Here is a 12,914-nt window from a genome sequence, read left to right on the forward strand (position 1 = left end):
TGCTTCACCCCGGATCCATGTTTCCTGCTTGCATGCTTCTGTATTTCTTGGGAGTCATCCCCATGTATGTCTTGAACACGGAAACAAAATATTTGTATTCCTTATAGCCGACCTGAGCCGCGATTTCGAACACTTTGTCATGCGTGGTGGCCAATAAACGTTTGGCCCGTTCCATTCTCAACTCGTTCAAATATTCGGTAAAACCTTTGCCCGTGCTTTGTTTGAAAATGTAGCTGAAATAACTGGGCGTAATCTTAAGCCAAGCAGCAACCTCGGAAGCTTTAAGCTCCTGGGTGTAATGCTCGTCGATATACCGTTTGGACTTCTCGACAATCCAGTACGAACGGTCGCCGCCGCTTTGCTCGATCATCTCGAAGAGCTTTTGCATGTCCCGCAGGATCGCTTGTTCGAGCGACTCATACGTATTAAAGAGGTTTGTATCGATGGCGCTGCCGCCCACTCCCGAATCCAGCCCCGTTATGCCGCTTTTGCGCAGCCGCTGTCTCAGCAACGTAAGCAGCTCCTCGTACGCGGACTCGATTTCTCGCAGAAAGTAGAGCTGCTCCCTAAAGAAGGCGAACAGGCTCGCAACCGCTTCTTTCATTTCATTTTGGCTCTGCTTAAACAAGGCCGTAGATAGCAGCTGTACCGACTGGGCCAAGTCGAGTGCCGCCGGCCGCCTTCTTTCGCTCCACACTAGCTCCGTCCGGGAGTCGAGCACCGTTGCCTGCTCTAACGCATAGTAATTCAACAGGTTCGCCGCTTCCGCGCAGCGCAGGGCGGTTTCGTTTAAATCCTCATAAAGCTGCGACACCCCAAAATAGACGGCAGGCGGTTGCTTGCACGCGCGGGCCATTTGATCCCATATCGCTTCCCACTCCATCGCTTGCAGCTTGTGATCGGCCACAATCAAGGTGACCAATAAATTCTCGTGATCAAAGATAGAGAAAGAACGGAGCTCCGGCCGACCGTCCGTCATTTGCAAAATGTTGCCCGACCACTGCTCCCGCAGCTCATCGAGCTGCTCCTGCGCCAGCTCCCCGTATCGCTCCTGATACCGATCCAGTTGACTGGCAACAATACGATATTGGGAGCCCTGCAAGGACGAAGGCGCTTCTTTGCTGTACGCGATTCCATTTCTGGCAACGTTGGTGAGCCAAAGCTTGATCTCCTGCATCCCGTCCAGTTGGCTGCGGTTGCGCATCTCCTCCACCATCCGGGTAACGGCCTTGCTGAGTTCGTCGATCTCAACGGGTTTGAGCAAATAATCATGAACGCCGATCCGCATAGCTTGCCTTGCATAATAAAAGTCCTCGTAACCGCTTATGATGATGATTCGGACATCCGGATAACGCCGCGCGAGCTGTCTGGAGAGTTCCAAGCCGTCCATGCCATCCATACGAATATCCGTCAGCACGATATCCACTTGCTCCCGCTCCATTAAGCGAAGAGCCTCCTCGCCGTCATAAGCCTCCCCAATCACTTCGACGCCCAGTTCCTTCCAGTCGATTGTATAACGCAGTCCCTGGCATATGACGGGTTCATCGTCTACGATGATTAATTTGATAAGCTGCCGTTTCTCTTCAACCTGGTTGTCCAAGATGTGCACCGCCTTAGCTTTCTGCATTCGGTAGAGGCAGCCGCAGCCTGATCACGGTTCCCTCGGGTGATGATTCGACGATTTGCAAGCCATACTGCTGGCCAAAGGAAATCGTCATCCGCTCATGGATATTGTGCAAAGCGCCGCGCTTGCCCATCATCGGTTCTAGCGAATGACTTCCTTGTATAGCCTCTATGATTTCTTTTTTGCGTTCAGGGGTCATTCCCTTCCCGTTATCCGAGACGTCCACCCAGATATCTTCCTCATGCCGATAGGCGATAACTTCGACGATATGGACAGGCTTTGACTTGTCCACCCCATGTTTGAAAAAGTTCTCGACCAATGGTTGGATCGAGGCCCTTAGCGTTGGCGCTTCCTCGATCTCGGCTTCCAAATGCAACTTGTACGCCAGCTTGTCGCCCAGTCTGTACTGCTGCAAGAATAAGTAGGCCTGTACAAACTCCATTTCTTTGGCGAGCGTAGTCTGATGTTGATTATTCCCTACCCGAGCCCGGAAAAATTTGGACAACATTTCGATCAGACGGCTCGACTTGTCCGCTTTCTCCAATCTTGCCGTCCAGCGGATCATATCCAGCGTATTATACAGAAAATGAGGATCGATCTGATTCTGGAGCAGCTTGAGCTCAGACTCTCTTTCGTTCAGCTCCAGCTTGTACTTATGCTCGATCAGCTCTTCGATCGTACCGACCATCGCGTTAAACTTCCGATTCAAGTCCGCGATCTCATCCTGCGATTCCACCGGAACCCTTACGCTGAAGTCGCCTCCTGCAACGCGAACCGTTTCCTTCTTCAACCTTAATATGGGCCGTATGATCATATAATTAAAGCCGTAAAAAGCGGCCAAAGCCAATACGATAATAGCCGCCAATATCGCTGTCATCATCCATTCCGCGCTTCGGAATTGTTCGGAGATATGCGACTCGGGGATCATCGCGACGATCGTCCAATCCGTTATGGGCATTCGATGATAAAGCGTCATGTGAGGCTCGCCGTTTACTTCGACCGTGCTAAAGCTTCGCTTGCCCCGGGCTAGCTCGTTGATTTGTTCGGCATAAGGCTTGTAATCTTGAGGCGTCTGATCATTCGAAGCGAGAAGCAGTTCTCCCTCCGCACCCAATAGATAAACCTGGCCGGATGAATCATTCAGGATGCCCTTCTCCAGCTCGGACACTATGCTTTGCTCGTCCAGCCGGATCGTCAGCAAGCCTAGCGGCCGCGTGATATCGACATAGGAGTTGAGCACTCTTATCAACGAAAACACGTTAACCTGACCGTACCAGGCGCTTTCCAAGGCATAACCTTGCGTCCAGAACAAGCCGCCCTTTTTGGCTATGGCTTGAACCTGCCAACCGCTTTCATCGCCGGTAAACGGCTCGCCCATCCCGATGGAATTGCCGTTGTTTCCGACGATCTCAATGGATCGGATATAACTTTTGGACATCAACTGGAAGGTCAGGAAGTTTTCGATATCGTTTTTCAAGTCTGCTTTGTGTTGATCTCCGAGAGGCGGAGAGGTCCGCAAATATTGCCGCATATCCGGACTTAAAATCAGGTAGTCGGCCATATCCGTCACCATCTTCGTCTGTTCGGACAGCTGGCTTGTGACATTGTCCAAATTACGTTGGATGGCGCTTATATATTGTTCTCGCAAAACGAGCTGGTAGTTGTATTGGACAATAACGCCGACACCGACAGTAGGCAAAATCACGAACAACAGAAAGATGATGAGCGCTTTTTTCCTCAAGCTCAGCCTTGCCCAACTTCTTCTGCCCATTGTCATGATGCGCCTCCTTAGCTGCCGGTTCTAGGGCGTGTATGCATACACGCCCTAGCGTTTAACCTTGTGGGACATATTGTACATCTATGTGGAATAACGAATCAACCTTTTACCGCGCCGGCCGTCATGCCCGTAACCAATTGCTTCTGCAACAGGAGATAGAAAACGACAATCGGGATAAAAGCAATCGTTAACGCAGCCATCTGAAGCGTATAATTCGCTGTTTCCAAGCCAACGAAGTTGGATAGGCCAAGCGGCAGCGTCTTGAGGCTGTTGGACGTGATCAAAACCAAAGCGAATAGATATTCGTTCCAGTTGTAGATGAAGTTCAAGATAACGACGGTTGCCATCGCGGGACGCGTAAGGGGCAAAATGATGGACCAGAAGATCCGGAAGATGCCCGCGCCGTCCATGATGCCCGACTCCTCCATGTCCTTCGGAAAGCCGCGCATAAAACCTTCCAGAATAAAGACGGTGAGCGACAAGTGAAAAGCCGTATAAGGTAGAATGAGCGAGAAATAGGTATCGATCAAGCTCAGTTTTTGCATGATAAGGAAGATCGGAATCAAGGTTGCATGGATCGGAACCAACATGCCGAGCAAGAACAAGGCATACGTAAATCCGCGCAGCTTAAATTCGAATCGGGATAAGAAAAACGCCGCAAGCGCGCCCAAAAACACGGTCACGATAAGCGAAATAAACGTAATCAGGAAGCTGTTAATAAAATAAGTGTCCATATTGGCGATATCCCAAGCCTTCACGTAGTTCGAAAGCTCGATACCCGTCGGGAAGGAAAACGGATCCGCTGCATATTCCTGCTCCGTCTTAAATGAGTTGATGATCATCCAGAAGATAGGGACCAGATTCATAATAGCGAACAAACCTAAAAATACGTAAGCGAATATTTTGAATAATGGAGATCTCTGTTTCACGATTGCTCCTCCCTCCTATGCCTTTTCCTTGCCGAGCCGGTTTGCAATCGTAATCACGACCAAGCTGAACAACAGAATCATAATCGATACCGCGCTTCCATACCCATACTCCAAATTGACGAAAGCGCTGGAATACATATGGATCGTCATAACCTCGGTTTGATGCGCCGGACCGCCTCCGGTCAAAACCTGGATAAGGTCGAACACGCGGAAGGAGTTGCTGATGCTGTACACGATCGTGACCATCAGCGTGGCTCGAATCATGGGAAGCGTAATGAACCAGGTCCGCTTAAGCCCCGTCGCTCCGTCCAGCTCCGACGCTTCGTTGACTTCGTCGGGTATATTTTGAAGAGCGGCAAGGAACATGACCATATATAGGCCGACGTTCTGCCAGATGTAGGCGATGCTGATGGACAGAATCGACCACTTGGGATCGCTAAGCCAATTCTGCTGCCAGCTCTCGAGCCCCACGAACTTCAAGAAATTATTAAGCAAACCGAACTCCGTGTTGTAGATCATCCCCCAAATGAGCGAGACCATAACCGAAGAGATTACGACCGGCATAAAGCCGACCGTACGGAAAAAACCCGAACCTTTAAGGCCTTTGTTGAGCAGCAATGCCATCAGAAGGCCTAACGGCAGTTGACCGACCAGGCCCGTAATCATAATGACGATATTATTTTTAACCGAAAGCCAAAACGTATCGCTATTGAACATTCTCACGTAGTTGTCGAATCCGGCAAATTCTTTGGCGCCGATTCCGTTCCAATCCATAAGCGAATAATAAAAGGAAATTCCGATTGGAACGATGGCAATTCCCAGGTAGATAAGGAGGGCTGGAAACAATCCGATAAAGATGGCCAGCTTGCTCCGTTTAAGCGTATGCATCCATCATTCTCCTTTCAAAAGTAGTTCAAAAAGTCCGCTTCCCATTACGAAGTATTTCATGAAGCATATTCGACGTCGAATATTGAATTCAGCCGAACCTTCCGTTTCTCACGTAGCTCTGCTACGCTCCGATACTCAGTTTCTAGCTTCCTTCAATCTTCTCGGTACTGAGAACCGAACTTTTTGAACTTTCATTTTACTTTCTTGGGCTCTATACAGAGAAAACCCGGAACCCGGGTTTTCTCTGTCATTGCCTCAAACCTGACAATCGAAGCTTATTTCTTGTTGTACTCATCCATTGCCGCTTGCGTATCCTGCGCGACTTCCTGCGGCGTTCCGCGACCTACGGTCAGAGCCTGCAAGCCGTTCTGAATGACGCTGACAACCTGAGTCGGAATGATGCTGTCGAATACAGGCGCTGTTCCTTTACCCGTCAATTCAAGCATTTCTTTAAGATACGGGCTTGCATCCTCCGGAACGTCGACCTTAGCGGGAACGACAACGCCGTTGCTGATCAAGTCTTTGTATAAATCTTCACTTACGAAATATTTCATAAATTCTTCGGCAGCCGCTTTTTTACGCTCGTCCAGCTTGCTTTTGATGGCGATGCCGTACTGAACGACGCCGGCGCTTTTGGCCGGATCGCCTTTGCCGCCCTCTACGCTTGGGAACAGCGCGATGCCGAATTTGTCGCCTTGTTCATTATTGATGCGCACGCGCGCATCCACAGTCGAGGACGTGATATGCAAAGCCGCTTTGCCCTGGATCAGATAGTCCTGGCTTTGTACCGAGTCCATGTTGTTCGCATCCGTATTAAAGGCATCCAGCTTGGCGAGCTCATCGATAACGGAGATGGCGCTGACAAATTCAGGATCTGTGAATTTCGCTTCGCCTTTCATTACCTTCTCCAGGAAATCGCTGCCCGTAAAACGGTCGCCGACAATAGACAGAATCGAGGACTGCAATGGCCATTGTTCTTTGTTGCCGAGCGAGATCGGCGTCAAGCCCGCCGCTTTCAGCTTTTTCACCAGTTCGATGAAATCGGCATAAGTGGTAGGGAATGCGTCGTAACCTACGCTTGCCAGCATCTCTTTGTTGTAATAAACGATATCAACAAATGTTTGCTTCGTCGGAACTGCGTATTGCTGATCGGCTACGTTAAATGGCGAGAGCGCGCTCTCCGGCAAAATTTCTTTCCAGTTATCCATCAGACCGTTGATCGGCTCAAGCAAACTGCCTTCTACAAGCGGCGCCAAATCTGCTCCGGGCCACACAACGTTAATATCCGCCAGGTTATTGGCTGCCGCGAGCGTGCGAAGCTTGGTTTTATATTGAGCGGAAGGGACTTCATCGGTTTTGATCACGATTTCCGGATGATCTTTCTGGAACTGTTCGATTCGCGCCTTATACACATCGTTGTCGATGTTAGGCGTTGTCCAAGGATGCATCATCGTTAACGTAACCGTTTCCGTTTTAGAGCCGCCGCTTGCGTTGTTTTCTTCGGAATTGCCGCATGCCGCAGTCGACACAGCCATTAATCCTGCCAGCGAAACAAGAAGAGTTCTTTTTTTGAAGTTTGAATGAGCCATTTTTAACCCTCTTTCCATATTTGTAATCGCTTTATTTGTGAAGATCAGTAATCGGGGCGCCCAATTGATCTATACTTCCATTATAAAAAATCTTAATAATCGGAAATATCCCAAAATTCTTCGATTTTATCCTGTATTATGTCAGTTACTTTCGATTCGATGGTTCAAGCAGATGTTCAAGCATCTCATCGAGAGGCACGGTCGCAAGCGCAATGGCCGTATCCGTGACGCCATAATAAATGTGCAGAATCCCTTCATCCAGCACACATCCGGTCGGGAAGATGACATTCGGAATTTGGTATCCGAATTTCTCGTAATACGTCTCCGGCTCCATAATAAAGTTCGAAGTACGAGCCAAAATTTTCGTCGGATCCTCCAGATCAAGCAGCATCGCGCCAAGCCGATATACCGTTTGCTGATCGACTCCATGATAGAACAGAAGCCATCCCTGCTCCGTACGAATTGGCGGTGTCGAGCTGCCAATCTTTTTCATTTCCCATTCTTGCTCCGCTTTCGCGAACAACACCGGATCCTCCCACGTTTTCAGGTCGTCGGAATACGAAATCCAGATTGCCGCCTGCTCGGTGCCGTACTCTTCTCCGATATATTCTTCCGGTCTGCGGAGCAGCGCGTATTTGCCGTTGATTTTCTCCGGGAACAGGATGTTGTTTCGGTCGTTGATCTCAAGCGGCGTCGTTGTGGATACATACTCCCAATGAATCAGCTCCTTGGAGGACAACAGGATCGAACGAGTCAGCCAATGGCCTTCCTCTTCTCCCCAGCCGTCAGGGTACGTTGGGATGGAACGCTCCGGAATGCCCGTTCCCGTCGGATAGTAGTTCATAGCGCAAGGACGAAGCGCAATCGTCATGTAAAACGTATCCTCGATCTTGACCATGCGCGGATCCTGTACGCTGCCGTATGGGAAACCGAGCTCGTCCGGCGTTAACACCGGCGTATCGACGACGTGGGTAAAATGGACGCCGTCCGTGCTTTCTAGCAGGCCCAAATAGTTTTTGCAAGGCGTAAGCGAACCCGCCGTTCTTTCGATCATGTAGGTTTTCCCATTATCTTTAATAACGGCAGGATTGAATACGGTTGCCAATCTCCAATCGTACAGGCCCGGTACGACAATCGGGTTTTCGGCATGTCTGGTAATGTTCAATGATGTCCCCTCCAGCTTCATGATTTCGTAATATAGTTGTTATTATAGCCCTCCCCGTTGCACACTTATATCCCACCGAATTTAGAAAACATCCGAAATCTATCAATAAAAAAATAAACGGCCCCTCCTGCATGGCAAGAGGATGCCGTTTACCTTCAGCAGCACGCGATGAGCTGCCTGATCATGTTCAACTTTCTACCCGTTCCATTGCCCGCATGTTTGCAGGCCAACTTCGATTAAGATTCGGCGCCGATATCGGGATTGATCATCTCCCTTACTCCGGCGTACCCTGCGTCACGCCGTGCACATAGGTTTGCCATGGCGTATCCAGCGCGCCTTGCCCGGGATTGTAGGTAAAGAAGTATTCCACGACGTCCCCCTGCTGCAGGTTATTGACCGCATACGTATAGTTGCCGTTGCCAATAGAGGTCATCGCCACGTTGAGCTGAACGCCGTTGTTCACTTTGTAGTGCAGGTCTGCGAATGTGGCTCCGTTGACGTAGAACAGCAGGTTGTTGCCCGTCTTTTTGATCCCGCGAACGGCATCGCCGATGATGTAGGTCGTTGGCGGCGGCGCTACTACCGTAATGGCCGACACCGACGTTTTATTGCCGTCGGCCGTGGTCGCCGTAACGATCGTTGTACCTGGGGCGACACCCGTCACTATGCCGCTTCCGTTTACGGTCGCGACCGCGGGGTTGGCAACGGACCAGTTGACGGCCTTATTCGTTGCGTTCGATGGCGTTACGGCCGCACTCAACTGCACCGTCTGTCCCGCTTGCACTTGCGCCGAAGACGGGGTAACGGTGACGCCGGTTACGGCTACGTTGCCGGGATTGCCGCCGCCGTTGCCTTCCTTGTAAACGCGTACGTAATCCACTTGCATCGTCGCCGGTATGTCGGACGGAGATGGCGCCAGACCGCCGTCGAAGTGACCGCCGACTGCCAGATTCATAATAAGATAGAACGGCTGGTCGAACGGCGCGTTCGGATTGTTCGGGGCTGCCACGGAATACCATTGCTCCCTGGAGACCTTAAAGAAAAACTCGCCGTTCACGTACCACTTTACGTTGTCTTCTTCCCAGATCATCGTATAGACATGGTAATCGCTGGCGAACGTCTGGCCTTGCGGGAAATGATATTCGCCGGCAATATACCGATTCACCGGCCATTGACCGCCGAAGTGAACGGCACCGCTCGTCGTACCCGGCAGACGGCCCTTCGCTTCCATAATGTCAAGCTCGCCTGACGCGGCCCACGCGCCGTAAACGGAATCCTCCGGAAGCATCCAGAGAGCCGGCCACAGGCCGTTGCCGGTTGGCAGTTTCGCGCGAATGTCGACCCGGCCGTATTGCAGCGTCATATGATCCTTTGTATTGATTTTGCCGGAGGAATATTGCGCGTATCGGTTCGGATCCTGCGGGAATGATCTGACATCGTTTAAAGCGCGAATATTCAGCTTTCCGTCCTGCACGAATACGTTTTGCGTGCTGTTCGTGTAATGCTGCAGTTCCGCGTTGCCCCAGCCCCAGCTGTTCGGATCGTTCGTGATGTAATAACCGGTTTCGTAATTCCACTTGTTCGTGTCGAGCGCCGTTCCGCTGAATTCATCCTGCCAGATCAAGTTCATTCCGCTGATAGCCGGATCGGTTGGCGTTCCGATGGCTACATCATCATGATCGGAGACGTCCGGACGAGGTGCGTTAGGATTGCCGATTAACGTATAGTAGACGAAGTTGCTGCCGACGCTGCCGCCCGTCTGTCCATTTAACGGATAGCCGATTCGAATCTGCATATCGGTTTGGATCGGCTGGAACCACAGACCGTAGATGTAGTCGGCCCAATATCCCCACTGATTGGCGTCCGACATATTATTGTAGCCGTTGCCGGAATAGACGAATCCGCTATGACCGGAGTTCGACATATCGACCCACTGGCCTCCTATGTTGATCTGGTAAACGAACTTGCCAATTTCGGTGCCGATAGGCGCCCCGCCGTCGATTTTGGGCAGCGGGATCCCGATGGAGCCATTGTTGTCTGCCGTATAGGTTGTGCCATCATAAGCGGAGATGACGTACGAATTCCGGACAGGCTGATTAAAGGTGATCGTGTAGATCAGACTGGCCGATGTGCTGACGGATTCCAGCTTCACGTTGATGGATTCCGTCACCGTGAACCAGAATCCGCCCCCTCCTTCGGTGAACTGTCCGAAGTTGCTGTCGTAGATCCATCCGCTGGCCGCATTGTTGTCGATGTCGATCCAAGTGCTGCTGTTAACGGGTTTGACGTATACCTTAAGATCGTCGGCTACGGCCTGATAGATGATCCCGGGATCATTGTTAAAAACTGGGTACGTAAATCCCGCTCCGCCCGTGAACCCTGCGGTTAATTGCGGACCTTGCGTAGGCGTCATGGAGGTAATGGTCGTCGTGTTGACGTTTTGGAATTGAAGGGTATAACCCAGCGTAACTCCGCTGTTTGCTTTGGAATGCAGCTGAATCTCTGTCGTCTGAGACAGCGTGAACCAATAGCCGTTTGCCCCGCCGTCGCTCCAATGTCCCCAGTTCTGGTTGTAGACAAATCCGCTTACGCTGTCGATATCAACCCAGTTGCCGCCCACCTTCACCTTAACGCCTACGTCCGCGGATACATCGTTCCATGTTGCGGCGCCGCCGTTAAAGATCGGCATGACGAAGCCGTAACTGGCCTGCCCGACTCCCGATTTTGTAATAACCGGACCATCCGCTGACGAAAAGTAAGCCATGGAGCTTACCGTCGTCGCGGCTTCTACCTTCGATACCGGCATAAGGCTCATGCCAGCGATCATCACGATTGCGAGTATAAGGCTCAGGACCCTTTGCATATACCGATTCTCCGAATTGCGGAATAATTTCATAATTGCCTCCTCAATAAATTAGTCATTTCTCCGTTCTGCCAGTTGGCCTTATTGCGGACTTTTGAACAATCTTTAATGGGACCAAGCTCTAACTAATCGATGGAACACCTCCCGTGCGACCGCTATTCGGTTCGGCTGTCGGATAGAGCAAGCTCGCTCTCTTGAGGCTTGCGGCTCCTGGGACGTGGGGGGAAAAAGCCGGGGGTTGAGTTCGAAAACCGCTTTCAATTTCGATGTATCTTCATTCTATCGAATCGCCAATTGGGCTTAAAGGTACAATTGTTTTTGTTATAACCCAATTTTTTGGCATTTTGAGGAACGTCCTCCGTTGACTTGTTCCAACAGGCAAAAAAAGCAAAATCGCCTATGTATAAAAGTAAGATGATGGAACAGTATATTCATAATAATTATATTATGGAAAGGCTGGCGGACTTCAATCATGCGAACAAAAAAGAGTCTGTTCCTGATGATGATCTTTACATTGATTATGGCTTTGGGATGCCAAAAGCAGGAAATAGCGCCTAAAGAACAAGATTTAGTCCGGGTCAAATCCATTAAAGGTGAAGATTCAAAGAAAGTAATCTTGCTGCAAATCGATTCCTTAATGGCTCAAGCGATTGATAGAGGCATAGCGCAAAAAGAACTTCCCACCATACAATTTCTAATCGAAAATGGTCAATATTATAAAAATGTGGTTAGTTCTTTTCCCACTATGTCCGTGACGATTGATTGTTCACTGCTTACGGGAGCATATCCGGATCGTCATCATGTGCCTGGTTTGATATGGTATTCGATGAAAGATCGTAAACTAATCAACTATGGAACCGGACCGATGGAGGTCATTAAGCATGGCGTTGACCCGGTGTTGGTCGATGCGTTAGTCAACTTGAATGGCAGCCACTTAAACCGAAAACTGCCTACCATCTATGAGGACTTGGCCCGACTCGGGTTGAAATCAGGCAGTATTAACGGTTTGATTTATCGGGGCAACATGGATCATAATTTAACCATTCCTCCCTGGATCCAGGTTCCCGCTTCTTTACCTAAAACAATTCCTGTCAAAGGTCCTGATTTTTTAGCGCTCGGTTCATTGTCCGATCCGCTTGAAGACATTAAAAAAATGCCTGACGGTTTAATCAGCCGCATGGGTTTAAACAATCAATTTTCAGTTGAAACCGTCAAATATTTAATAGAAGCAAATAAATTGCCCGATTTTTTATATGTTTATCTGCCTGACTTGGATCAAAAACTCCATAAAAAGGGGCCTTCGGAGCTAGATGGAGTCAAGAAATTAGATCAACAGCTTCACTCTTTATTGCAAAGCTTCGATTCGCCGAAAGAAGCTTTGGATAAAGTGATTTTTATTCTAGTTGGAGATAGCGGAATGACCCAAATCTTGCCTGCACGAGAAAATCCGGTTATCGATTTGCCTTCCTTTTTCAGCGGCTATAAAATTCTGCCTCAGGGTGAAACAGCAACGGGCGAAACGGAAATCGTACTCGCGGTAAATGAAACCATGGCTTACGTTTATAATCTTAAAGCGGACAAACCGCTAAGAGACATTGCCGATTTATTAAAAACTGATCCTCGCATAGATATCATTTCGTGGAAGGAAAAGGAGTGGATCTACGCCATTCAAGGTGAAAATTCCAAAGAGCTCAGATTTAAAGCCAATGGAAAACTTATTGATCCCTACCAACAAAAATGGACCGTCGAACAAAATGCGGAAGTGTTGGATTTGAAAATAAATACTCAGCATCATACATTGAAATACGGTCACTACCCTGATGTATTGCAACGTTTATCGGGAGCTTTATTTTCTCACCCTGGAAATTATTTGGTTGTCACCGCAAAGCCAGGTTATGAATTGGCAGGCACAAGCTCACCTACGCACAAGGGAGGTGGAGGTCATGGCTCTCTTGGACAAGCGGAATCCCTGGTTCCTCTTATCGTTAGTGGAACAGATCAAAAGCCGCAATACTTGCGGCTCATTGATGTAAAATCATTTCTGCTAAAGCTTCTGGCAAAGCAATAGGCGTCTCATGA

The 12,914-nt window shown here is 49.5% G+C and carries 8 protein-coding genes; 1 reads left to right on the forward strand and 7 read right to left on the reverse strand.

Features of this window, described 5'->3' with window-relative positions:
* Positions 1–4: 4 nt before the first annotated feature.
* The 7 genes from B1748_RS02865 to B1748_RS02895 form a co-directional block, all read right to left on the reverse strand.
* Positions 5–1,600: a response regulator transcription factor gene (locus tag B1748_RS02865; RefSeq protein ID WP_179215344.1), complete on the reverse strand. Its 1,596-nt coding sequence runs from the start codon at positions 1,598–1,600 to the stop codon at positions 5–7.
* Between the two features lie 13 nt (positions 1,601–1,613).
* Positions 1,614–3,401 carry a cache domain-containing sensor histidine kinase gene (locus B1748_RS02870; protein WP_087566369.1) on the reverse strand — a complete coding sequence of 596 codons (1,788 nt, stop codon included), beginning with the start codon at positions 3,399–3,401 and terminating at the stop codon, positions 1,614–1,616.
* A 98-nt stretch (positions 3,402–3,499) separates the two neighbouring features.
* A complete protein-coding gene (locus B1748_RS02875; protein ID WP_087566370.1) occupies positions 3,500–4,330 on the reverse strand; it encodes a carbohydrate ABC transporter permease in 831 nt (276 codons plus the stop codon).
* A 15-nt stretch (positions 4,331–4,345) separates the two neighbouring features.
* Positions 4,346–5,218: a carbohydrate ABC transporter permease gene (locus B1748_RS02880; protein WP_087566371.1), complete on the reverse strand. Its 873-nt coding sequence runs from the start codon at positions 5,216–5,218 to the stop codon at positions 4,346–4,348.
* A 275-nt stretch (positions 5,219–5,493) separates the two neighbouring features.
* On the reverse strand, positions 5,494–6,807 hold the full coding sequence (locus B1748_RS02885; protein ID WP_087566372.1) for an ABC transporter substrate-binding protein: 1,314 nt from the start codon (positions 6,805–6,807) through the stop codon (positions 5,494–5,496).
* 145 nt (positions 6,808–6,952) lie between these two features.
* Positions 6,953–7,972 carry a glycoside hydrolase family 130 protein gene (locus tag B1748_RS02890; protein WP_087566883.1) on the reverse strand — a complete coding sequence of 340 codons (1,020 nt, stop codon included), beginning with the start codon at positions 7,970–7,972 and terminating at the stop codon, positions 6,953–6,955.
* A 274-nt stretch (positions 7,973–8,246) separates the two neighbouring features.
* A complete protein-coding gene (locus B1748_RS02895; RefSeq protein ID WP_087566373.1) occupies positions 8,247–10,868 on the reverse strand; it encodes a family 16 glycosylhydrolase in 2,622 nt (873 codons plus the stop codon).
* Between the two features lie 439 nt (positions 10,869–11,307).
* Here B1748_RS02895 and B1748_RS02900 point away from each other — a divergent pair, with 439 nt between their 5' ends.
* Positions 11,308–12,903 (forward strand): alkaline phosphatase family protein, encoded by a 1,596-nt coding sequence (locus tag B1748_RS02900; protein WP_087566374.1) that lies wholly within the window; start codon positions 11,308–11,310, stop codon positions 12,901–12,903.
* The last annotated feature ends 11 nt before the right edge of the window (positions 12,904–12,914 follow it).

The organism is Paenibacillus sp. MY03 (assembly GCF_002165585.1).
GTDB lineage: Bacteria > Bacillota > Bacilli > Paenibacillales > Paenibacillaceae > Pristimantibacillus > Pristimantibacillus agaridevorans.